Consider the following 24,657-nt stretch of genomic DNA (forward strand, 5'->3'; position numbering starts at 1 on the left):
AGGGGGCGAGCAGAGTTGAACAATGGGGTTAGAGCCATTCTGGAGCAGAGCTGGGCGGCGGCCACGGAGAATATTCTGGTGGAAGAAGGTCTGGTGCGCTATAACTGGCCCGGACATACCCGGCAGATCTCGCAGCTGGCGTATTGCCATGAAGCCCGCTTCTCGGCAGGCTATTATGCTTATGGTACACTGCTGGGTCGGCTGGAGGAGCAGGCCGGACTGGAGATGCTTGTAGCCATCGCCGGGCTGCAATTCACCGATCCGGAGCATCCCGATTACGGAGGGTTCCTCTGGTACCGGGAGGAGAAAGTCATTCAGGATTCGAACGCGGCATTCTTTATCCTTATGCCGCTTATAACGGTGCGTCTCTGCAAGCCGGAGGTATTCCCGGCCAGTCATCTGGAGGTGATGCAGCGGATGTTCGGCCATGCGGCGGCCTGGTTCTCCAGGGAGTGCCGGACACCGGAGCTGTTCTACCCGAACAAGACGATGAGCGACGGCGCCATGCTGCTGGCTATCGCCCACTTCCTGGATGAGCCGGAGTATCTGCAGACCGCAAGCGGATATTTCGCCAGATGGGCGGAATATACCGGCCGCCGGGGCTGGGGCTGGGGGGAGAATATCAGCCTCGTCTACCAGGGAGTGATGATGAATGCGCTGAGGATTGCGTGTTTTGTTCTCCAGCAGCATGACCGGGAGCTGTCCGGGCAGCTGTCAGAGCGGATGGATACCCTGAAGAGCATTCTCGTGTTCCATGACGGGGAGGAATTGGTTCCGACCATCCGCAGCTACAACTTCCGGGGAGAGACGGAGCGGCCTAGCTTGCTGTGGGTAATTGCGGGTGTGACGGGGCTGGACCGTCTGGCAGAGCAGACATTCTCGCTTAATGATGTGGCGGCACTGCTCCTGTTCGAAGAGGAGTTGCTTCAAGGGGGTGACCCCTTGGCCGCGCTGCCCGTACCCCGGATGCTGGAGGAGCGGATCTTCGATGCCTCGCGGTCCTACACCTGGATCGGGCAGCATACCCGGCTGGGCAGCATCAACCGCTTTCCGGTCATGCCGGGCAGCTACCAGCACCCCGTCTGGGGTCTGGGCTGGCAGAGCTTCCCGGTCAGCTTCAGCGTGAAGGATCAGCAGGTATCCTATCTGCGCTGGTACGTGGATGATTCCGCATCGGTGCGGACACATCCGGCAGAGGATTACCGGACCGCCTATCTGATGCCCGCGCTGTTTGCAGAGCCGCTGTACCCGGAGGTGGAGACACGAACGGCCCAGCAGGCGAATGCGCTAGTGGTGGTCCGCTCGATGACCCGGCTGCATAACCGGGCCGCGGAGATCGCGGATGAATGGGTCATCCACCGCTATGACGGTGAGGTGGAGCGGGTAGTGAATGCCGCCGGGGACCGGGAATGGCTCGTACTGCGTTATCCGGGCTGTGCGGTGGCGGTCACGGCGCTCAAATGCATTGCTGCCGGGGCAGATGCCCGAGCTGCGCTGCCCGTCACTGTTGTACGCGAGGAGGGAAGGATCAGGCTCCGCCAGGTGCTTTATTCCGGCAGCGGCTCGATGCTGGCGCAGGCCCGCCTGGAAGCAGGCTGGGCGGTGGTATGTCTGGACGAAGCTGCGGAGTCAGCGGACATCCAGAAGCTGCTCGATACGGTGACGGTTGAGGATACGCTGAGGGATGATCGGGAGGTGCCGCGCGAGCCGTGGGCCTTAGTGCGGAGCATTGTGCTGACTGCGGGCCACCAGCCGCCGGTTCAGCTCAACGTTGATCCGTACGCCCCTTAACCAACTTAACCAAGCCACGCATTTCAAGCGGGCAGCCGCAGGGTTTGCCGTGTCCCGATTAAGGGGCAGACGGAAGCAGTAGGCTTAATTGCACTCCATACAATTAAATCGTCCGCTGTACCGCCAAATATCCGTTTAGCTGTATTTCGTACAATTAAATTCACATCTGCCCCCGGATTCTCACCCCATGGGGCAGATTTAGTTGTACAGACTACAGTTAGCTGAGGAGATTCTACCGTTTCGCAGTTTTTAAATGTACAGAATACAACTATCTCTGAATGTCCACATCGAACATGCTCTACCGGAACACTATACTTGCTTCCATACGGAAAGGTGGCTATTATGAGAAAATCAAGTCGGAAACCGTGTTTTGTATACGCTATCATTATGATTCTGCTGCTGGGCCTTCTCCCGACAGACCTTGGATCTGTTGCCCGGGCGGACAGTGATTACAGGCTGCAAGAGACCTTTGAGACGTATAGCACCGGTGCGAAGCCGGCCGGATGGACGATCAAGACACCTCCCCAGGGAGTGAGTGTGGGGGTGCAGGCCTGGGAGGGGTATCCCGGCAAGCTGCTGGAGCTAGAGCAGACGAGCAAGCTTGCCAGCAGCTATATTATAAGCAGATCCGTTACGGATGTTACGTACAGAAGCATGTTCAGCTATTCGTTCAGAGCCGAGCAGACCGGAGCGGTGATCTACCTGCCCACCCCGCAGAGCGGCTCTGTGACGCTGGTGAAATTCGCCATTAATAATGGTGCGTTCAGTTATATGAAAAAAGGTGCCGGATCATGGACCTCCGTACTGCCAATATCGGCAGGGGTGTGGTATGACGTACGGGTGGCCCTCGACAGCGGCAGCCATACCTTCGATCTGTCCATAGACGGCAAGCGTCTGCTGACGAAGGAGCCAATGGCCGAGGGAGGAGCGTTAACGTTATTCTACATGGGTTTTTATAAGGACAGCATCGGCAGGATAGGTTTTGACGATTTTATTGTAAGCGGATACAAGCAGGCGGTAAGTGCAGCCTTCACCCAGCAGTCTTACGGGCTGCGAAGGGGGGAGAAGCTGTCCCTGCCTCTTCAGTTTACCCCTGCGGATGCTACAGATCAGACGGCTGTGTGGTCTTCCGGCGACGGGGAGGTCGCTACAGTGGATGGCAACGGCCTGGTCACAGGCATCCATCAGGGAACGACCGTGGTGACAGCCCAGCCGAATGAGGGGCTTCCGGCCGTCACTGCGACAGTAGCCGTCTACGAAGATCCGATCACGGATATTGTATTGGCTCCGCTTCAGCGGGCGGTTCCCGCAGGCTCCCGTGTGCTGTTACAGGCAACAGTAACACCGGAAGACAATACGGATACAGGCATCCGGTGGGGAACGGAGGACGAGAGCATTGCCGTCATTGACCGCTACGGAGAATTGGCGGGCGTGAGTGCCGGAACGACAACCGTGTTCGTCACGGATGAGACCGGAAGCGTCCGGGCCGAGACATCCGTTACCGTAACCGGACGGACAACCGGACAGGAGCTGTATGTCGCTCCGGGCGGAGACGACAGCAACAATGACGGCACGGAAGCCTCGCCCTTCCAGACGATTGCCCGTGCCCAGCAGGCGGTGCGCCTGTTGAACGAGGATATGGACTCCGACATTGTTGTCAATCTGAGGGAAGGAACGTATACGCTGACGGAGCCGCTGGAGTTCACACCGGAGGATTCGGGGACGAACGGCTATTTTGTCACTTACCGCAGCTACCCCGGGGAGCAGGCAGCCATCAGCGGCGGGCGGTCCGTCACAGGCTGGACGGTGTTCGACAGCGCTAAGGGCATCTACCGGGCGAATGTCGGAACCGGCCTTCAGACAAGGCAGCTGTTCGTGGATGGTATCCGGGCAGTCCGGGCCCGGAGTACAGCGGGACTCGTGAATCCGCTGAAGACGGCAACCGGCTATACTTCGGATAATACGGAGCTGGCCGGGTGGAGCAATACGTCCGATATGGAGCTGGTATTCAATGAGCTGTGGACGAATTCCCGGATTAAGGTAGAGTCGGTAACCGCTTCAGGCGGCAAAGCACAGATCGTCCTGCAGGAGCCGGGCCGGAGCGCGGTCTTTAACCGGGGATTAACCTCGGCGACTGTACCCGTCTATTACGAGAATGCTATGGAGCTGCTGGATGAGGCCGGGGAATGGTACTATAACCGGAATGAAGGTATGCTGTATTACAAACCGCGTGCCTGGGAGAATCTGTCCACGGCCGGGGTTGTGGTTCCTGTACTGGAGCAGCTCGCCACAGTCTATGGCAGATCGGCCGGCGAGCCGGTGCGCAATCTGAATTTTGAAGGCCTGAAATTCATGTACACCACCTGGAACCGTCCGAGTACAGCAGCGGGACACTCCGATTCCCAGAACAACCATCTGCGTTATCCGTCGATCCCCGATGAGCTGACCGATGCGGCGGTGATGCTGGAGCTGGCCAATACGGTGAATTTCCGCAACAATGAATTCACCAAGCTGGGCATTACAGCCCTGCGTATGCAGAACGGCGTTCAGAACAGCCTGGTGGAAGGCAACCGCTTCTATGATATTTCGGGCAGTGCGCTGAACGTGGGACAGCCGAATTCCACCGACCGGAATATCTATCATCCGGCAGACCCCAGGCTGCTGATGAAGAATAATGATGTGCTGAACAATGTGATCCACGACATCGGTATTGACTACAAATCGGCTTCCGCCGTATCTGCCGGATATCCGGTAGACATGGATATCAGTCATAATGAAATGTACAATCTGCCTTACAGCGGAACCCATATCGGGTATGGCTGGGATAAGCTGTTCGACGCCGCTACCCGGAACGTGAAGATTCAGGATAACCTGATCTATGATCTCATGGGAATGGGCTTGCGTGACGGAGGCGCCATCTACAGTCTCGGACCTACCGGAGCCACCGCAGAGGACAAAAATCTGGTCAGCGGCAACTACATCCGCAACCAGATGGACGGCAATTCCGCCCTGTACACGGATGAAGGCTCCGCCTACTGGAAATTTGAGCACAATGTGATCGACCTAAAGGATACGCCGCTGTGGCATTCCCCGCTCCGCTGGGCGATGGCCTATGTGCCGACCATCCATGATGTGGATTTCGTGAACAACTATACAACTACAGACGGCTATACCAACAACGGGCGCAATGTTCTGTTTGAGAACAATACGGTCCGGCCGGATGCAGAGTGGCCTCAGGCGGCACGCTCGATCATTGATCAGGCCGGGCTGGAGCCGGACTATGCCTCTGCAGCAGAAGGGCAGGTCAGCCGCTGGAAGCTTGATCCGCTCAAGCTGGCCGCAGGCGGCAGCGGGCAGGTCTCCGTCCATGCCATGAACGGCAAAGACCAGCCGCTGGGCAAGGAAACCAGCAGCTTCTATTACAGCATTCTCGATCCGGCCGTAGCCTCGGTTAGTAGCGGGGGCGTGGTCACCGGACTCAGCCAGGGACAGACGAAGCTTATCATGAACATCATTAACGGCTCCATTCTGCGCACAATCACAACGGATGTATACGTGGGCGATACCTTAGCCACGGTCCGCCTGGAGGGGCATGACGGCAATATGGCGTATATCCGTGAAGGCACCGGCCTGCAATTGCAGCCTTACGGCGAGACGCTGTTCGGCAACCGCGAGGAACTGGAGGAAGTCACCTACACGAGCAGCGATCCTTCCATCGTCAGCGTCAGCGGCACCGGCCTGTTGACGGGGCATCAGACCGGCTCGGCCACCCTCACGTTATCGGCCGAATATCTGGGTACCGTCACCCAGGGGCAATATGAAGTTAAGGTATGGAATGAGGCCAGCCAATACGAACATCCCCTGACGGCGGAACTGCAAGACCCTGATGGCTGGTACGTATCGGCAACGGCGAACGGGCTGAAGGAGACCGGGCAAGACAGCCTTACGCTGAGGGCCCCCGGAGGGCATGTCATCTACCAGAACCGCAAGTACCAGAATGAGCTGCTGGATTTCAAAATGAAGATCAATGACAGCGCAGCCTCCTCCAACTGGTACGCCCTGATGCTCAATAACCAGAGTAAGGAGCTGAGTTATAGCACCGGCAGCATGTATCTGGTGGTCATAGGGACATCGGGCATCGAGCTGCACCGCTTCAACGAGGGGGTACGAACCGTGATCTACGGCAAGATTGACGGCCTGACCAGCCTCGGCGGGCCGGCGATTCCGAATACGGCGATAACCTTCGGGGTGCAGAGCCGCGTTCAGCTGGGTGCTTTTCAAGAGTCCGGGGGTGTGCGTCTGATCCTGAAAGTTAACGGGGTGCAGATCTTTAATTATCTGGACACCGCCGCAGGGGCGATTGGTGAAGCGGGGTACTTCGGGCTGGTCTCCCGCAATGCGAGCACAGAGCTGGGATATTGACAGCATAAGCTTATGAATCCGGGTGCGCAGCCCATATCATTAATGAGATAGCCAACATCTGGACTTACAGGGGATGACACCGATGCATAAGAAATGGCTGTACCGACTGATTCTTTCCTACCTGCCGATTCTGTTTGCCGTAGTATTTTGCCTCATTATTCTATTCTTCCTGACCTTAAATGAAGCGATGGAGAGACAGACGGCTCAGGCAAACGGCGTGTACGCGGAAAATGTGCTGCAGATTGTGGACACCACCCTGCGCAACCTGGAGACCACCACGATCAAAAGCCTGCTGCTGGAGGAGAAGGTTGGCAGTTATTTCGACCGGCCGGGGAAGCTTGACCCTTATCAGGATTACGGGGTCGCGGAGGTGCTGCTGGATTTCATGTCGCCGCTGCCGATGATTGATTCGGTCTATCTATACCGCGCAGCCGACGGCAAGGTGCTGATGCAGCATTTCGCCTCCCGCCTGCCGGACTTCGGGGACCGCAGCTTTATTGAGACTGCGATGGGGAATACCCCGAGCTATACCTGGAGCGGAAACCGTGACTTGCAGCTTTTCTCCGGGGAGGACCGGCCGAAATCGGTCATTTCACTTGTGGAGCAGGTGCCTTACTTCTCCGGCGAGCAGGGACTGATTGTCATTAATGTGCGCAAGGAATCTCTGCAGGCGCTGATTCAGGATATGAACATGGCGAATACGGAGATCTGTCTGAAGGATGCCGGAGGGCGTGCTTTTGCAGGTGCGGATACCTGTTCTGACCCGCAGGTTCAGGATCGGGCGGTTAGCCGGATGTCCCCCTATACCGGCTGGACGATCAAGGTTGGAATGGCGCGGGCGGAGGCCTTCTCGCTGCTGTCGGCCTTCTCCAATATCTGGGCCATTCTGGGCTTTGCGGCTGTCGTTGGCGGGATTGCGGCCATGACCTATATCAGCCACCGGAATTACCGTCCGATTGAGCAGGTCATGAGCCGGATCTACAGGTTCGGAGAGGACCGTGCCTTCGGCTGGAAGCCGCAGAGCAAGGAAGGCGACGAATTTGCCTTCATCGGCCATGCGCTGGAGAGCCTGATCGAGCAGACCAACAGCTATGAGCAGCAGCAGGCCGAGGGGATTCTGCACAGGCGGAATCAGTTATTCAAGGAGCTGCTGGAGAACAGCGGCCAGATGTCGGCGGATAACTGGGTCAGGGAAGCGGAACGGATCGGGATGGACGGTGAATTCGCAGGTGCGGTGGTGGGCATTGCCGAGATTGATTTCTATGAGGCTTTTGCCGCAGGTTACTCGGCACGGGATCAGGCATTGTTCAAATTCACTCTGCGCAGTGTGATTCAGGAGATCGCCGAGAAGGAAGGGGTGTCCCTGTGGACTGAGTGGATCGGACCGGGCCGTCTGGGACTGCTGTTCCGCCGCTCTGCCGGCGGGGAGAACGCTGATGGTGCGGCGGAGAAGGCCCTAATGATTGCCGAGAGTGCCTGCTCCTGGGTGAAGCAGCATCTCAAGTTCACGGCTACCTTCGGCATCAGCGGACCTGCCGCCGGTCTCGGCGGCTTATCGGGTGCGTACCGCCAGGCCCTGGGGGCGCTGGACCGCAAAATAACCGCTGGCCCAGGCCGCGTCTATGCGGCGCCTGCCGGAAGCCCGCTGCCTCCGGCTGAAGGAATGGATGTGCTGGTCCAGGCCATCGGTGCCGTTCCCCAGCTGTACCGGCTGGGGAACGCAGAGTGGAAGCCGCTGATCGAGCGGATTTTTGAACTGCTGGCAGGCGGCAACTACTCCAAGGAGGATATCGTCCGGCTGCTGAGGCTGCTGGAGACCGGGCTGTCCCAGGAGATGCAGGAGCTGCCGCCGGAGATGAAGGGGATTTGGAATAACGGACGGCTGCGGGGCATTCCGCATTCACCGGAGTCTTTTGAATGGATTGAGGAGCTGCACGGGGAACTGGTCTCTTCGCTGGAGGAGATGGAGGAGGCGCTGCGCAGCCTGCGGATGAACCGTGAGCAGTACACACTCGCCAATAAGGTGCGCGAATACATTGGCTGCAATTACGCGGACTCCGACTTCTCCCTGACCCATGTTGCCGATAGCTTCGCCATGAACACCAAGACGGTAAGCCGGATATTCAAGGAGGAGATTGGCGAGAACTTCGTCGATTATCTGGCCCGCCTGCGCATGGAGGAGGCCAAGCGCCTGCTGACCGGAACCTCCGAACCAGTGCAGAGCATCGCGGAGCGCGTGGGGTATCTGTACCCCATGTCCTTCATCCGCGTCTTCAAGAAGCTCGAAGGCATCACGCCGGGCGAATACCGCAAAGCCCAGGGCAGTCCTCTGCGTGATGGTGATAGTGAGGGTGATGGGGAGAGTTAGGCTCATGTGGCCATGTGATGTGAGCGGGGCGCACAGCGATTAGCCGGTTATAGTTGGCGAAGCTACGGGGGTATAGGTGTGTAACAAGACGGCCGGGGTTTCCGGCCGTCTTGTTCGTCTGCTTGCTGCTGAGGCGCTGCCATTCTGGAAATCAACTTCGGCGCACGAATGAAGTGCATAAATACACCACATTTTCGCAAATTCACCGTTGGCGCATGTGTGCTGATTTCCGCATACATTTGGTCCATGTGCCTGCGTGCGAGCTGAATGTATGCTGATTTCCGCATACATTTGGTCCATGTGCCTGCGTGCGAGCTGAATGTATGCTGTTTTCCGCATACATTTGGTCCAGTGCCTGCGTGCGAGCTGAATGTATGCTGTTTTCCGCATACATTGGTTCACGTGTCTGCGTGCGAGCTGAATGTATGCTGATTTCCGCATACATTGGTTCACGTGTCTGCGTGCGAGCTGAATGTATGCTGTTTTCCGCATACATTAGGTTCACGTGCCTGCGTGCGAGCCCAATGATGAAGGGTATAAATACACTGCATTTCCGTAAATCTACCGTTGGCGCACGGATGAAGGGATAAATACACCATATTTACTGGAATAGCACTGTTGGCGCACGAGTCAAGTGTATATGTGCCCCCAACGCCACCGTTGGCAAGCCTCGATCAGCATCTCATTTTTCTCCCGTAACTATCCCCTCCTTCATTCCTCAACCATCGCCGGGCCGTCTGCACAGCGCTGAGAGTAAACCGGATTCCGCTGCCGCATCACATGGAGTTTATAGCTGCATTTTTGCATGTCGTTATTATGCTAAAGAAGGGCATGATCGTCAAGGAAGCGGCCCGCCGGATACGGTACTCTAGAAGGGTAGATGACATAAGGCTGGAGGGACACGATGCAGCGTTGTTTATATAGAGCCGAGTGCAGGGAGGATGCTAATCCGTCGACGTTCTGGGAGGCACAGACCGGACTGCTGAATGATCGCATGGATAGGCTGGGCCTTGCGCGGCTTAGTATTTTTCAGGATGGCAAGGAGCTGTTTCTGTACTATGAGTGCACCCGCCGGGAGGTGGAGCCGGAGCAGTTATTTCAGGGTGCGGCAGAGATTTTCAAGGAGTGGCCGGGAGGGGAGCAGCCCCGGTTGTGGGTGCCTATGATGGACATTTTCCATTATCAGCAGCCGGTCTCCGCAGAACATTGGAAGCGCAGTCATGCGGCGGGAATCCCCTACGGAAGAGTGGCGGCGCTGAAGCCGGAGCAGGTCGCAAGCTATGTGTATCACCATTATCAGTATCAGGAGGAGCATCCGGGGGACGGCGACAAATATGGGATTATCGGGCTGCATGAGAACCTGCTGTTTTTTTATTCTGAGCTGCCTGCAACGGTGGAGCCTGCCCCGTACGCCGGGAAGCTTGCCACGAATCTCCGGCCGGACAACTGGGGTGAGGTGATGGACCCGCATTTCAGGAAATGGAGTGAGATGCCGCCAGATCAGGCCATTTGGAAAAAGCTTACGCTCGTCCTAACCATCCCCCGCCCCTATGCGGAAAAAGGAGAATGATTATGTTACGTACATCCATATGTCTCAATGGCGAGTGGGATTTCATGCCGCTCTATGACCAGCCGCGCACTCGTGCCCTTCCGGAGAGATTGCAATACGAGGCCCGCAAAATACAGGTTCCCTCAAGCTGGCGCTACAGCTATACTGCGCCTTCGGGCAACAAATTCGGCGAAGTCGCCGACCATAATTTTCAGCCCTTCGATGTGTACAGCTACCCGGAGGAATGGAATGCAGCTGAAGCCGGGGTGCTTCACCGCAGCTTTCAGGTGCCGGAGACAATGCTGGAGCAGCGGGTCGTACTTCGGTTCGATGGCATTCTGCAAAAAGCGGCAATCTATCTGGACCGCGAGCGGATTGCGCTCTGGGAGGACGGCTTCCTGCCCTTGCGGCTGGATATCACCGCGCTGGTGAAGCCCGGCCGGGAGCAGCAGCTGCACGTGGTCTGCGGCAGCTTCGACACGGCTGTGCTTCCTTCCGGGGAGACCAAAATCACCGGACTCTCCGGCTCCTGGTTCGGCAGAATCGCCCGGGGCATCTGGCAGGATGTCTTCCTGGAGGCCTGTCCGCCGGTATCGCTGGAGGATCTTACGATCCGCACCTCTGTCCGGCACGGAAGGCTGGAAGTGGATGCCCTGATAAGCGGCACAGAAGACGGTCCCTCATCCGAAGGACTGCGGGTGCTTTTGCAGGTCAGGGAGCGAACGTCCGGCGTTCCGGCCGCACGGACAGAGCCGCCGCACCGGTTGCAGCCGCTGGCGGCCGCCCGGCCGCTGCCCGTACTTGAAGTGGAAGCCGCAGTATCGCTTCTTCCTGCGCTTGCTGCGGAAGGGCGGCAATTATGCTGCACTACCGGCAGCCGGGTGTGGGGCGGAGCGGCATTCAGCCTGCCCTGGCAGGAGGCTATGCTCTGGAGCCCGGATTCTCCTGTCCTGTATGAGCTGGAGCTTGTGCTTCAATCGGGCGATGTGGTTCTGGACCGCCGGAGCGAGACCTTTGGCTTCCGGGAGTTTTGGTGCGAGGGGCCGCAGTTTATGCTAAACGGGATCCCCGTTAATCTGCGGGGGGACTCCTGGCATTTTCAGGGGGCGGCCCAGCAGACAGAGGACTATATCCGGGGCTGGTACCGGATGTGCCGGCAGGCGGGCATTAACAGCATCCGGCTGCATGCGCAGCCGTATCCTTCCGATTATCTGCGGATTGCCGATGAGGAGGGGATGCTGATTGTCGATGAGACGGCCATCTACGGCTCCAGCAAAAGCATGGATGCCGCCCATCCCGATTTCATCAGCAATTGCCGCGCGCATGTGCAGCGGCTGGTGCAGCGGGACAAGAATCACCCCTCAGTCATTCTGTGGAGCGTGCAGAACGAGATGCGCTGGGTGGACGGGCGGGATCAGTACAAGCAGCATATCCCCGGCTTGATCGGACTGATGAAGGCGCTGGATGCCACCCGCCCGGTCATGGTGGAAGGGGACAACCGCCTGGTCTCCAGGCAGCAGACCGAGGTGGAGAGCCGTCATTACAATATTGACGGCACGATCGCGCAGTGGGACCGGCAGGTTCCGCTGACCTTCGGCGAGCATGGCGGCTGGTGGTATATCTGTCCGCAGAACAGCAGCATGTATACAGGGCTGGACGCCTACCGTGACTCAGATGCCAGTGCTGTCGGCTTGGCTGAGAAGGAGCGGCTGTTCGTGGAATATGCACGGCGGCAGGGCGTCTCAGGCATCTCTACCTTTAACTTTGTCCATTACTTTATGCGGGCGATGCCGGAGCATGAGCTGAAGCTGCCGCAGGCCGACTTGACTACACCCGGCCCCAAGCCTGCTGTGATTCCGGCCTACTCGCTTTCGCTGAACAACGGGCTGCTGCCGGAGGAGTATCCGGTCTACCGGCCTAATCCTGCTTTTGCCATTATGGCCGCGGCCTTCAAGCCGGTCACGCTGATTGCCGCCGAATACAACCGCTGCTTCTTCGATGATGCGCCGGTCTCCCGCAGCTTTGATGTCTATAACGATACATTGTCCGCGCAGGATGTGACGATTGAATGTGAAGTTATGCAGGGCGGGCGCAGGGTGCACAGCGAGACCTTCCGCTTCCGGCATGAGCCTGCTGTACGCCGGAGCATCCGGCTGGAGTGGATGCCGGAGGCTGTCCATGGCGAAGGAGCTGGGGTAGCAGTAGGAGATAGGGTAGCAGCAGGAGATGGGACATCAGTACAAGATGGGGCAGGAGTAGGAAAAGGGGCAAAAGGAGGAGAGGGGGCCGGAGTAGGAGCACCAGTAGGAGCACCACTAGGTGAAGGAGAAGCCACTCTGTCCGCACGGCTGTTCCATGCCGGAGAGCTGATGCATGAGCTTGAGGTAAGCTACCGCCTGTTGTCCGGGAGTTGCCGGACCGAGCCGGTAGAGATCGCCTTGCCCGCAGCATACATCGGCTCTGACCGGGACTTCCAGGCGATTCACGCGCTGGTGCCCGCTCTGGTCCGGGCAGAGCCGGAAGCGGTAGATAAGCTTGCGGCCGGAAGCCTGCTGATTGTCGGCAGCAAAATGGAGGATAAGGATGGGTCGCTTGACCGGAGGCTGAGAGGATTGGTGCAGCGGGGCGGCCGGCTGCTGCTGCTGGAGCAGCTTCATCTCTCTTGCGGCAGGCTGCCGCTCACCCGCCGGGAATTCATCCGCGCACATAGCGGGGAATACGGGCATCCGGTGCTCCGGGGATTAGGCCCGGAAGATCTGATGTACTGGCATGAGGAGCTGCGCGAGGACGGGCCGCTGCCGATCATCCGGGCGGCGTTCGAGAAGCCGGTGACCGGCGACTTCACCCTGCTGCTGGAATGCAGCGCAGGGGACTTCGGAGACGGCGGCGATCTGTGGTCGCCGCTGCTCGAATACCGCAGCGGAGCAGGCATGTTCCTGGCGAATCAGCTGGAGATTATGGACCATCTCCAGCGGGTTCCCCAGGCGCAGCTGCTGCTGCGCAGCCTGCTGCAGTATGCGGGCCGCGCGGCAGTACCGGCATCTGCCGCCATATCCGGGCCCTCCGCCGCTGCGGCGGCTACCGCACCGGCTACCGCCGCCGGGGCTATCGCTGCCGCCGCCGTCAAGGATAGCGCCGCAGCCCGGCACGCCGCGCCGGCTACCGTATCCGCGCCTGCGCCAGCCGCGGCACAATCCGCTGCGGTCTGGGTCCGCAGCGGCAGTCCGGCGGAGGCCTTGCTTAGCAAGCTCCGCCTCAAGGGCCACAGGCTGGACAGCGCCGCAGGCTTGTCCGGCCTGCCCCCCGGCCTCCTCGTCGTGGAGGCCGTACTGCTGGGCACGCCGGGCGCGGCGGAAGCCGTGCGCCAGGCGGCCCTGGCCGGCGGCAGCGTGCTGGTGCTGCCGGCAGAGCCCGGCGGGCAGGAGGCACTCGCCCGCCTGCTGGACGCTCCCGTGCGCATCGCGCCGCACGGGACGTATCACTTGGCGGCGGACTATACGCATGCCGCCGTGCAGGGCATCAGCCCGGTCGACCTGTTCGGCTTCGACAAGGTGCATCTCTCGCCCCGGGATGTTGTCAACCGGGAGCTGGCCGGGTACAGGCTGGAGGTGCCGGGCGCTGAGGTGCTATGCACCAGCGTGGAAGGTACAGCCTGGAAGGACTATTTCGCCGGGCAGCATACGGCGGAATACAGCAGGCTGGCGCTGGTCGAGCTGAACCGCAGGAAGGCGGCTGCCCCAGGAGCTTTTGTGATCCGGCAGGCGGCCGGAGCGGGAGAGATCCTCTGCTCGCAGCTGCTCGCCGACCCGGATAGCGACAAGAGTCTCAGGCTCTATACGCGCCTGCTCGGCAATCTCGGAGCCTCTTTCGCCGATGAGCTGCTGCTTCATGACAAGGGAGATGCGCAGTGGGCGGTGGAGGCCGTAATGACACTGTTCTGTCCGCCGCATACCGACTACGAGGCGATGAAGGACTACTATACAGATCCCGAGTTCTCCCTGAACAATCTGGGGGAAGGCCTATACGGCTGGATGAAGAAAAAAGAACGGCGCCCGGATGGAACCTACCTCATCTCCGCACCGGAGGGCCGGCCCCTGTTCCTGAGCTACTTCGTGCATCTGCCGGAGACGGGGGATGCAACCGAAGCAGCCGCAGGCAGCGGGAAGCCGGGCGGAACGAGAATCGGCAGACTCCGGGTGAACTCGGCCTGCGCTTTTGACATCTATATGAATGGCAGGCTGGTGCCGGAGCCTGAACAAGAGATTACGCTGGCTAGCGGGATCAACCGCCTGATCGCCATCGTCCGGGGAGCGCAGGAGGATATCGCCTTCGGCATGGTTTTCCTGAATACAGACGGCACGTATATGAATGATCTGGAGTTCCGCCTGACAATGGACGAGGTGGAGCCCAAATGAGCAAGATCAAAGGAGAGGAGCAGGCCAATATGAACGCCAATGAACCGGTACCATCCGCAGCATCTGCATCATCCACACCACCCGCAGGCCCTTCCGGCCGCGCACAGAGTAACAAGGCTGTAGAAACGCCTTATGGGGTCAGTCTACTTGCGCGTACAAATGAGCTGGACCAGTATTTTGCCTTCAACGATGAGGCGAGGGAGGTGGAGTTCAAGCGGCATGATATGCCGACCCCCTGGCTGAACTATTTATCCAACGGAACCTTCCATACCATGCTGTCCCATGCGGGCGGCGGACTATCATTCTATAAGTCTCCGCAGATCTGGCGGATTACCCGCTACCGTTTCTTCCATCTGCCCACCGACCGCTCCGGCCTGTATATTTACTTGCAGGATGCCGGTACAGGCAGCTACTGGTGTCCCACGTATGAGCCGGCCTTCCGGAAGCCGCAGGAGTGGCGGAGCAGCCATGGCATGGGCTATACCCGCTTTGAAGCGCAGGCGGATGAGTTGGCGGCGAAGACGGTTTATTTTGTCGGGCCCTATGAGAATTCCCTGATCTGGAATCTGACGCTGACGAACAATAGCAGCGAGGTCAAAGAGCTGAACGTGTATGCCTACGCCGAGTTTGGGATGATGGAGTTCATGCGCGAGCTGCAATGGCAATGCTATAACAAGCATCAGGTGTCGGTGCAGTACCATGACAAGGAAGCGCTGATCTACAAATACGGGGTGGAAAATCAGCCCAAGCCGGACGAAACTCCGCTCGTCTATATGATGTCCGATGCACCGCTTGCCGGGTATGACGGAGACCGTGAAGAATTCATCGGCAGCTACCGCAGTGAATCCAATCCGGCCGCTATTGAGCAGGGGGGCTGCACTGGATCAACGATTCTGGGAGGCGACCCCTGCGGCGCACTTCAGGTCCGGGTAAGGCTTGCCCCCGGCGAGACCCGCACCGTGAACTTTTTTCTCGGGACAGCCATGAACGAAGCCGAGATTGAACGGGCCATCGGCCATTCGCGGGAGGCGGATTTCGTCACCCGTTCCTATGCGGCGCTTCAGGAGAACTGGGAGCATTACCTCAGGGCCTGGAGCTGTGAGCTGCCGGATCAGGATGCGCAGCGTATGCTCAACACCTGGAATCCGTACCAGTCGCAGCGGAATTTCCTTTTCTCGCGCAATATTTCGTACTATGCCACCGGCACCTTCCGGGGCGTAGGCTACCGGGATACCGCTCAGGATATTCTGGCAGTCGTACCGTACGATCCCGAAGCAGCCAAGGATAAAGTCCGCCTGCTCCTGGGGCAGCAGTATCAGGACGGGCATGTGAATCATTACTTTTTCCCGAATGAGGGCTGGGACCCGGTGACCAGCATCCATTCGGATGATCACCTGTGGACGGCGCTGGCCGTTTGGGACATTCTTGCCGAGACCGGAGACGCGGCATTCCTTCAGGAGACTATTCCCTTCTATGACGGCGGTGAAGCGCCGCTCTATGATCATTTGAAGCGGGTGGTGGACTTCACCGTCTCCAATCTGGGGCCGAACGGGTTCCCGCTGATGCTGCGCTCGGACTGGAATGATCAGCTCTTCCGCGTATGCCGTGAGGGCAGAGGGGAGAGCATCTGGACAGCGATGCAGTTCGGGACGGTGCTGCTGCGGATGAAGGATCTGGCGGCGGCCTCCGGTTACCCGGAGCATGTGGCGGACTATGACCGGCTCTACGGGGAGCAGAAGTCGCTCGTGAACACGCTGGGCTGGGACGGGCAATGGTTCCGGCGGGCGGTGATGGATGACGGGCGGTATCTGGGTACCGCTGAGCATGAGGAGGCCCAGATCTGGCTTAATGCCCAGACCTGGGCGACCCTGTCCGGGATGGCTGAGCCTGACAAGGGGTTGAAGGCGATGGACAGTGTGCGCGACATTCTCGATACAGAGCTGGGCATCAAAAAGCTGCATCCGTCCATCACGAACTTCCCCGATCCCGCCGATCCGTTAACCAACTATAACAAAGGAACCGGGGAGAACGGAGCCGTCTTCTGCCACGCCAATACCTGGGCGATCATTGCGGAATGTATGCTGGGCAGAGGGGACCAGGCGTACAAATATTACCGCCAGCTCATCCCGAACATCGCCATGGAGCAGGCCGGAATCCGGCGCTACAAAGCGGAGCCGTATGTCTATGCCTCGAACCTGTTCGGGCCGGAGTCCGACCGGTTCGGTCTGGCGAATGTATCCTGGTTGACCGGTACGGCCGCGTGGATGTATGTAGCCGCTACGCAATACATTATGGGCATCAAGCCGGTGCTGGCCGGACTGTCCATTAACCCGTGCATCCCGTCTTCCTGGGAGGGCTTCTCGGTCACCCGGCGGTTCCGTGGCTGCGAGTATGAGATTACCGTGAAGAACAACAGCCATGTCTGCTCAGGCGTCAAGGAAATCCGGGTGGACGGCGAACGGCTGGAAGGAACGGTCGTCCCCGCGTATACGCACAAGCAATCAGTGAAAGTGGAGGTCATATTATAACGATAGGCTTTCTGTATAGACAGAGTGTCTAAGTTAGATTCAGAGTATATAGCAGTGTATAAAAAGTGTCCCGCTAACGGCTTTAGCAGCGCCCCGGCGGGACTTTTTGTTAGTGTCCAACGACAGCCGGTTGATGCAACCCCCTCTTTCCCAAAAATCAGGCTTGCCCCAGGGTTTACTTTTACGCCTGGCGTGGTATAGTATAGTTATAAGTTGCACGAAGGAAATATAGTTGCCCTATTGCAACAATGATTATCATTCTCATTTATCTCTCAGTCATTATCCTCAACTACCATACCCATTCAACATGCTGTCCCGGCGATGCCGGGGCAGCATGTGTCATTTTAAGGGTGTTAATAATGGCTCTCATTCTCAAGTGTGCGCTTAACCAAAACCATTCAGGAAGGTGATTGTTCATGCAAGCAACCTCGAAATCAATGCCCAAATCTATAGCGCGTCAAGGAGGGGCGCAGCAGCCCCGCACTCCGGGACCGCGCCGCTTCGATCCGCTGGCGATGATCAGCAACTCCGAAATGCAGGCCGCTCTGGGGAGCGGGCTGATTATGCTCATAGCCTGGGCCACCAGCGGCTGGTCGGAGGTCTTATCCGTCATCCTCTATGTGATCTCTTACACCCTGGGCGGCTGGATGAAGGCGAAGGAGGGCGTGGAGACGCTGGTCAAGGAACGTGACCTGGATGTCAATCTGCTGATGATTGCCGCTGCGCTGGGTGCCGCCTCTATCGGGTACTGGAATGAAGGGGCGATGCTGATTTTCATCTTTGCCCTGAGTGGAGCACTGGAGAGCTACACGATGGAGCGCAGCAAAAAGGACATCTCCGCTCTGCTGGCCCTCAAGCCTGCCACTGCGGTCCGGATTGAGCAGGGGGCGATGAGTGAGGTAACGATTGATGAGCTCATGCTCGGAGATCTGCTGCTGATCCGTCCGGGTGAGCTGGTTCCTGCTGACGGCAAGGTATGCCGGGGGGAGTCGTCTGTGAATCAGGCCTCCATCACGGGAGAATCGCTTCCCGTAGACAAAACTGTCGGCAGTGAAGTATTCGCCGGTACTGTTAATGGAGAAGGCCCTCTTTATATAGAAGTGACGAAGACGGCCGAGAATACGCTGTTCGCCAAAATCATCCGCATGGTGGAAGAGGCAGAGAACGAAGTGCCGGATTCGCAGCGTTTTATCAAACGGCTTGAATCCGTATATGCCCGAGTTGTCGTGGCTGCCACGGTCCTGCTGATCACCTTGCCGCCGTTTGTGCTGGACTGGAGCTGGAGCAATACGTTCTACAAGGCAATGGTGTTCCTGGTCGTTGCTTCCCCGTGTGCGCTGGTATCCTCCATCATGCCCGCCATGCTGTCGGCCATCTCCAAGAGCGCCCGCAAAGGCATCCTGTTCAAAGGCGGGGTACATCTGGAGAATATGGCGCGGACCTCGGTCGTTGCTTTTGACAAAACGGGTACCCTGACGGAAGGCATCCCGCAGGTCACGGACTTCATCGCCGGAGAAGGCTATGTGCGGGAAGAGCTGCTGGCCGTGAGCGCCTCTATTGAGAAGCTGTCGGGGCATCCGCTGGCAGAGGCTATTGTCGCGCTGGCGGAAGCGGAACAGATCGGACTGCGGGATATTGAAGAGAGTCAGTCGGTCACCGGCTGGGGAATTGAAGGCGTCATCGACGGCCAGCTGTGGCGGATCGGCAAGTCGAATCTGCTGGATGAAGCGGAAGGGGCGGCTGCCGGGGCGGATACGGACCATTGGAAGGCTCTGCGCAGCAGGCTGGAACAGGAAGGCAAAACGGTATCGCTGATCCTTGCCGGAGAGACGATCGCCGGAATGATTGCCCTGCAGGACACTGTGCGCCCCCAGGCGGCGGCTGCCGTGCGCAAGCTGCATGATCTAGGGATCAAGGTAGCGATGCTGACCGGTGACCGCGAGGCTACAGCCCGGGTCATTGCGGGTGAGAGCGGCGTCGATCTCGTGTTCGCCGGGCTTTTGCCGGAAGATAAGGAATCACACATCAAGGCGCTGCGGGAGCAATACGGTCATGTCATCATGGTAGGCGACGGGGTGAATGATGCACCTGCGCTCGCAACCGCAACAGTTGGCATGGGCATGGGGATGAAGGGCAGCGGGGCTGCCCTGGAGATTGCTGATGTGGTGCTGATGAATGACAACATTGAGGAGATTGCCGGGACGATTGCCCTGGCGCGCCGGACGCAGCGGATTGTGAAGCAGAATATGATTTTTGCCGTAACGGTCATTGCCGCCTTGATGATCAGCAACTTTGTGCAGGGGATTGCGCTGCCGTTCGGGGTGGTCGGGCATGAGGGAAGTACGATTCTCGTCATCCTTAACGGCCTGCGTCTTTTGCGATAACACTTTAGATTGCTTAAAATTGAATTGTTCACAAAAAGGAGCGTTTACAACGGGTCTGGCATATTGACAACTCCCCTTGAGGTGATCATAATAAATACTAGATTATAATTATTTTAAATAAGGAATGGCGTCTTTTCCGTCCATCTCAAGGGGGATATCATCATGTACAAATCAATTATTGTCGGTACTGGACCGGCCGGATTGACAGCTGCTATATATTTGGCCCGTGCGAACCTGAACCCGCTCGTTATCGAAGGTCCGCAGCCAGGCGGACAGCTTACAACTACAACGGAGATCGAGAACTTCCCGGGATTCCCGGAGGGCATTCTGGGTCCCGATCTGATGGATAATATGCGCAAGCAGGCTGAGCGATTCGGAGCACAGTTCGTGACCGGCTGGGTGAACAGCGTCGAGCTGGGCGACCGTCCGTTCAAGCTTAACGTGGAAGGTATGGGCACACTGATTACGGATACGCTGATTATCTCCACGGGTGCCACAGCCAAGTATCTCGGAATTCCCGGGGAACAGGATAATATTGGCCGCGGGGTCAGCACTTGTGCTACCTGTGACGGATTTTTCTTCCGCGGCAAAGAGATCGTGGTGGTCGGCGGCGGCGATTCCGCGCTTGAAGAAGCGGGCTTCCTGACACGTTTTGCATCCAAGGTAACCCTGGTGCACCGCCGCGAAGAGCTGCGGGCCTCGAAGATTATGCAGGACCGTGTCCGCGATAACGCCAAAGTGACCTGGGGACTGAACCGTACCCCTGTTGAAGTGATTGCCGAAGACAAGGGTGTAACTGGCCTGAAGGTGATCAACAACGAGACTGGCGAAGAAGAGTTCATTGAAGCCAGCGGGGTATTCGTGGCGGTTGGCCATCATCCGAATACGGCATTCCTGGGCGGACAGATCACTACGGATGCGAACGGTTATATCGTATCGAATCCCGGCACCTCCGAGACGAACATTCCCGGCGTATTCGCCTGCGGCGACGTGCAGGATACCCGTTACAGACAGGCCATTACGGCTGCGGGCAGCGGCTGTATGGCAGCTATGGACGCCGAGAAATATATCGAGAGCCTGGAGCATAGCGCGGTAATTATGTAAGCCCGGCATTTGGAAAAGCAGAGATTCGGGTGCTACAATAGATCTCAGAGTCTAATACTTAGATACGAGGAGGAAATCATACTATGGAGAATGTCATTGTGTACACATCGACGAATTGCCCGCATTGCCGTCAGGTGAAAAGCTTCCTGAGCGATAAAGGGGTAGCGTACGAAGAACGCAACATCGAGCAGAATGAAGAGTACGCCCAGCAGGTGTGGGATATGGGAATGAGAGCTGTGCCGATTACGGTGATCGGGGATATGAAGATCGTCGGTATGAACAAGACCAAGTTCGACAAGGCTTTGGCTGCAACAGAATAATAGCCGGTAGTCCTGAAATAAATAGAGCCGCTTCCCGGTGGGAGGCGGCTTTTTGCGTGCTTGCGGAGGAAAAACAACATTTAAATCTGCCCGTTTGCCTACTTCAGCGAATATGAACAATCTTAAATGCTGCTTCTCCACTTGCTTGCGTCATTTCTGTCTGCCTGCAGGCCTCAGGTAAGAGACATAAACATCTGAAAGACAGCATAGACGGCAATGCCGCTGGCGATAAGGAGGAATCCCGATTTCTTCCGCGACTGGAACAGACGCAGGACACCGAGGCTGACGAGCGGAGCAATGATGAGCAGCAGCAGCAGCACCGCGATGAACATCTTCGCCGAAATATCAGACGTATCAACATAAGTCATGGATTCTCTCTCCATTTCAGAAAAAAGGGTGTGGTGACAAATGTCACACAAGTATCCTTATTATATAGGATAGCCACTCCTTTTAGAGCAGGAAATGCAGAAAAAAATGCGGCGATTTTAAGAAATATAAGAGTTTAAGAGTCTATAGAGTGACGCGGATGTTGCCCAGAAAATGCATCACCGCTGAAAAACCCGCTCCAATCATGGTTCCCCGGCTTCCCAGCCTGGAGAAGGTGATTTCGAGCTGCTGTTTGTGGTAGGGGAGGGTACGCTCAGCTACCACCCGGCGCAGCGGCTCGCCGAGCCACGGCTCCGCCTCCGATAGAGCACCGCCGATCACGATCAGCTCTGGGTTGAAGCTGTTGATCAGATTGGTCACTCCGATCCCCAGATACTCGCCAATGGAGTTGAAATGGCTCAGCGTATCGGGCTGTCCCTCAAGCGCATATTTGACCAGTCCGGTCGTTGTGCGGGCCGGGAGGGCGAGGCCGGGGTTATCATAGGTTTTCTCGGAGGCGTATAGCTCCCAGCAGCCCCGGCTGCCGCAGCTGCAAGGCTTGCCTTCCGCTTCAATCGTCATATGTCCGGTCTCACCCGCATAGCCGCGCGCGCCCTTGTACAACTCTCCGCCGATAATAATCCCCGACCCGATCCCCGAGCCTGCGCTGATATACAGCAGATGGCGCACATCGCGGGCCGCCCCGAAGTTCAGCTCACCCTGAGCCCCTGCGTTGGCCTCATTATCAATGGTGACTGGCACCGCGAAGGCGCTTTCCAGAATCGAACGCAGGTCTACCATCTCCCAGCCCAGGTTGGGCGCGAACAGGACAACGCCGTGCTCATCGACCATTCCTGGGACGCCGACACCAATGCCGACGAGTCCGTAAGGAGAAGGCGGAGCCGTAGCGATCAGCTCCGAGATCATCTGCTGCATCTGCCCGAGCACATAAGGGAAATCGTGGTTCTCCAGCACACTGTCCCGTTCATGAAGAATGCCGCCCCCCAGATTGCAGAGTACAGCCTTAAGCTGTTTCACGCGCAGCTCGATCCCGATCACACTACCAGCCATTTCGTTAAAATGCAGCATCAGCGGCTTACGCCCGCCGCTGGATTCTCCGGGTCCTGCCTCAGTAACCAGCTGCTGTCCGCAAAGCTCGGCTACCAGATTGGAGACGGTAGCTTTATTCAATCCTGTCACCTCGGACACCTTGGCCCGTGAGATGGGGGAATGCATACGGATGGTATGTAAAATAATCGATTTGTTTATTTTTTTGACCAGCGCCTGATCACCGGTAACTTTCAAGCAGCACACTTCCTTTTACAATATAAGAATTTATCAGTATAGAACCGAGTAGATTACTGGGCCCTTGCACAGGCGGGAAGAGGGTAGCTGTGAAGACGCTCTCCGCTGCGCGGGTATGCCCCCTAGTCTAGAATGAAGAGCGTAAAAATGCAACTATATCCGTTGGATCTGGACGGTCCGAACGTTACATATTTTTAAATAACTGGAACTAATGAAGGTGAATATAAGCTCCGGTAGACACGCGAAACAGCGGGAAAAATAAAAATAAAAAAACTTTGTTTAACCAATATACAAAGTCAAAGAGATGTGTTAAGATGATGCTGTAAACGCTTGCGGGCGAAGCAAAATATCGAGGAGGATTTTACAAATGGCTTATTTTGAAACAGTGAGCAAGGTCTCTTACGAGGGAAGCCGTTCCACCAACCCTTATGCATTCAAATTCTACAATCCGAAAGAAATCGTAGCCGGCAAAACAATGGAAGAACACCTGAAATTTGCAATGGCTTACTGGCATACATTAACAGCTGGCGGTTCCGACCCGTTCGGCGCTGAAACTGCAGTCCGCGCTTGGGACAAACTGAGCACACTAGACAAGGCTAAGGCCCGTGCAGAAGCAGCATTCGAATTCATGGAGAAGATGGACCTGCAGTACTACTGCTTCCATGATGTGGACATCGCTCCTGAAGGCGCGTCCCTGCGTGAATTCTACAGCAACATCGATACGATCGTAGACATCCTTGAACAAGGCATGAAGGCTTCCGGCAAAAAACTGCTGTGGAACACTGCCAACATGTTCACCAACCCGCGCTACATGCACGGTGCAGGCTCCACCTGCAACGCTGACGTATTCGCACACGCTGCTGCACAAGTGAAGAAAGGTCTGGAAGTGGGTAAACGTCTGGGCGCTGACAACTATGTATTCTGGGGCGGCCGTGAAGGTTATGAGACACTGCTGAACACCAATATGCAGCTGGAGCAGGACAACATTGCCCGCCTGTTCAGCATGGCTGTAGATTATGCGAAGGAAATCGGCTTCGACGGCCAGTTCCTGATCGAGCCTAAGCCGAAAGAGCCTACCAAGCACCAATATGACTTCGATGCAGCAACTTGCATCGCATTCCTGCAGAAGTACAACCTGGATAAGCACTTCAAGCTGAACCTTGAAGCGAACCATGCTACACTGGCTGGCCACACCTTCGAGCACGAGCTGCACGTAGCCCGTATCAACGGTATGCTGGGATCACTGGATGCGAACCAGGGCGATCCATTGCTCGGCTGGGATACAGATGAATTCCCTGCAAGCATCTACGATGCTACACTGACTCTCTATGAAGTACTGAAGAATGATGGTCTGGGCAAAGGCGGAATCAACTTTGACTCCAAAGTACGCCGTCCTTCCTTCGAGCCTGAGGATCTGTTCCTGGCACACATCTCCGGTATGGACGTATACGCTAAGGGCCTGAAGGTAGCTGCTAAGCTGCTGGAAGACGGCGTATTCGAGAACTTCATCGCTGAGCGTTACAGCAGCTTCAACGAAGGCGTTGGCGCTGACATCGTATCCGGCAAAGCGACACTGGCTTCGCTGGCTGACTACGCGCTGAACAACGAGAGCCCGCGTCCGAACAAATCCGGACGTCAGGAACTGCTGAGAGCTACACTTAACCAGTACATCCTGACTGCTGAGTAAGACGCTGCCGGATTTGCGGGATTGCCCGGAGATTGATTAGAGAAGACACGCAACGGGGGTTGCTGAAGAGAGCATTCTTCGGCAGCCCCTTTTTAATACTGGAATACTTGAGTGGCGGAATGGTGGAGTTTCCTGCAAAGTAGGACAATAGATTTAAAATGGTAAAAAAAATCGACCTATCGCATCCTTGGGGTTTGCCATGACCCGATTAAGGTACAATTGATAGACTTAAATGCATTTTATACAACTAAATCATCTTATGTACCGCCGAATATCCGTTTAGTTGTAATTCATACAATTAAACTGCCTCCGTACCCGGGTTTTCGCCTATTCGGGCAGATTTAGTTGTACAAAGTACATTTAGAAGAGGAGAACCTTTCTTTTCACTCTATTTAGATGTACAGAATACAACTATCAC

At 57.0% G+C, this 24,657-nt stretch carries 12 protein-coding genes; 10 read left to right on the forward strand and 2 right to left on the reverse strand.

Annotated elements, in window-relative coordinates:
- The first annotated feature begins 15 nt into the window (after positions 1-15).
- The 9 genes from MHH78_RS06885 to MHH78_RS06925 all read left to right on the forward strand — a co-directional run bounded on the left by MHH78_RS06885 (position 16) and on the right by MHH78_RS06925 (position 20,881).
- The gene (locus MHH78_RS06885) at positions 16-1,791 is read left to right on the forward strand and encodes a hypothetical protein (RefSeq protein ID WP_341166958.1); all 1,776 of its coding nucleotides are present in this window, start codon (positions 16-18) and stop codon (positions 1,789-1,791) included.
- Between the two features lie 342 nt (positions 1,792-2,133).
- Entirely contained in the window at positions 2,134-6,213 is a 4,080-nt protein-coding gene (locus tag MHH78_RS06890) for an Ig-like domain-containing protein (protein WP_341166959.1), read from the forward strand.
- 82 nt (positions 6,214-6,295) lie between these two features.
- On the forward strand, positions 6,296-8,581 hold the full coding sequence (locus tag MHH78_RS06895) for a helix-turn-helix domain-containing protein (RefSeq protein ID WP_341166960.1): 2,286 nt from the start codon (positions 6,296-6,298) through the stop codon (positions 8,579-8,581).
- Between the two features lie 904 nt (positions 8,582-9,485).
- On the forward strand, positions 9,486-10,151 hold the full coding sequence (locus tag MHH78_RS06900; RefSeq protein ID WP_341166961.1) for a hypothetical protein: 666 nt from the start codon (positions 9,486-9,488) through the stop codon (positions 10,149-10,151).
- Between the two features lie 2 nt (positions 10,152-10,153).
- Complete coding sequence (locus tag MHH78_RS06905) at positions 10,154-14,545, forward strand: glycoside hydrolase family 2 TIM barrel-domain containing protein (RefSeq protein ID WP_341166962.1); 4,392 nt, start codon at positions 10,154-10,156, stop codon at positions 14,543-14,545.
- On the forward strand, positions 14,542-17,073 hold the full coding sequence (locus MHH78_RS06910; RefSeq protein ID WP_341166963.1) for a GH36-type glycosyl hydrolase domain-containing protein: 2,532 nt from the start codon (positions 14,542-14,544) through the stop codon (positions 17,071-17,073). The genes MHH78_RS06905 and MHH78_RS06910 overlap by 4 nt, the downstream gene beginning before the upstream one ends.
- Before the next feature lie 416 nt (positions 17,074-17,489).
- On the forward strand, positions 17,490-19,457 hold the full coding sequence (locus tag MHH78_RS06915; RefSeq protein WP_341166964.1) for a heavy metal translocating P-type ATPase: 1,968 nt from the start codon (positions 17,490-17,492) through the stop codon (positions 19,455-19,457).
- A 162-nt stretch (positions 19,458-19,619) separates the two neighbouring features.
- Positions 19,620-20,561 (forward strand): thioredoxin-disulfide reductase, encoded by a 942-nt coding sequence (gene trxB, locus MHH78_RS06920; RefSeq protein ID WP_036730365.1) that lies wholly within the window; start codon positions 19,620-19,622, stop codon positions 20,559-20,561.
- Positions 20,562-20,644: 83 nt separating this feature from the next.
- A complete protein-coding gene (locus MHH78_RS06925) occupies positions 20,645-20,881 on the forward strand; it encodes a glutaredoxin family protein (RefSeq protein ID WP_036694922.1) in 237 nt (78 codons plus the stop codon).
- 173 nt (positions 20,882-21,054) lie between these two features.
- Here MHH78_RS06925 and MHH78_RS06930 read toward each other — a convergent pair whose 3' ends face one another.
- Together MHH78_RS06930 and MHH78_RS06935 are read right to left on the reverse strand one after the other, a co-directional pair.
- Positions 21,055-21,249: a hypothetical protein gene (locus MHH78_RS06930; protein ID WP_036694925.1), complete on the reverse strand. Its 195-nt coding sequence runs from the start codon at positions 21,247-21,249 to the stop codon at positions 21,055-21,057.
- A gap of 142 nt (positions 21,250-21,391) precedes the next feature.
- Complete coding sequence (locus tag MHH78_RS06935) at positions 21,392-22,552, reverse strand: ROK family transcriptional regulator (protein ID WP_076080390.1); 1,161 nt, start codon at positions 22,550-22,552, stop codon at positions 21,392-21,394.
- Positions 22,553-22,919: 367 nt separating this feature from the next.
- On the opposite strand from MHH78_RS06935, the gene xylA reads away from it, so the two are divergent.
- Positions 22,920-24,239: a xylose isomerase gene (xylA, locus tag MHH78_RS06940; protein ID WP_076080392.1), complete on the forward strand. Its 1,320-nt coding sequence runs from the start codon at positions 22,920-22,922 to the stop codon at positions 24,237-24,239.
- Positions 24,240-24,657: the final 418 nt, after the last annotated feature.

This window comes from Paenibacillus sp. FSL H3-0333, assembly GCF_038002805.1.
Classification (GTDB): Bacteria; Bacillota; Bacilli; order Paenibacillales; family Paenibacillaceae; genus Paenibacillus_AQ; species Paenibacillus_AQ silagei.

Coding starts and splice junctions, on each gene's coding strand:
- MHH78_RS06915 (WP_341166964.1), top strand. CDS start 17,490: ATGCAAGCAACCTCGAAATCAATGCCCAAATCTATAGCGCGTCAAGGA.
- MHH78_RS06925 (WP_036694922.1), top strand. CDS start 20,645: ATGGAGAATGTCATTGTGTACACATCGACGAATTGCCCGCATTGCCGT.
- MHH78_RS06890 (WP_341166959.1), top strand. CDS start 2,134: ATGAGAAAATCAAGTCGGAAACCGTGTTTTGTATACGCTATCATTATG.
- MHH78_RS06910 (WP_341166963.1), top strand. CDS start 14,542: ATGAGCAAGATCAAAGGAGAGGAGCAGGCCAATATGAACGCCAATGAA.
- trxB (WP_036730365.1), top strand. CDS start 19,620: ATGTACAAATCAATTATTGTCGGTACTGGACCGGCCGGATTGACAGCT.
- MHH78_RS06905 (WP_341166962.1), top strand. CDS start 10,154: ATGTTACGTACATCCATATGTCTCAATGGCGAGTGGGATTTCATGCCG.
- MHH78_RS06900 (WP_341166961.1), top strand. CDS start 9,486: ATGCAGCGTTGTTTATATAGAGCCGAGTGCAGGGAGGATGCTAATCCG.
- MHH78_RS06895 (WP_341166960.1), top strand. CDS start 6,296: ATGCATAAGAAATGGCTGTACCGACTGATTCTTTCCTACCTGCCGATT.
- MHH78_RS06930 (WP_036694925.1), bottom strand. CDS start 21,249: ATGACTTATGTTGATACGTCTGATATTTCGGCGAAGATGTTCATCGCG.
- xylA (WP_076080392.1), top strand. CDS start 22,920: ATGGCTTATTTTGAAACAGTGAGCAAGGTCTCTTACGAGGGAAGCCGT.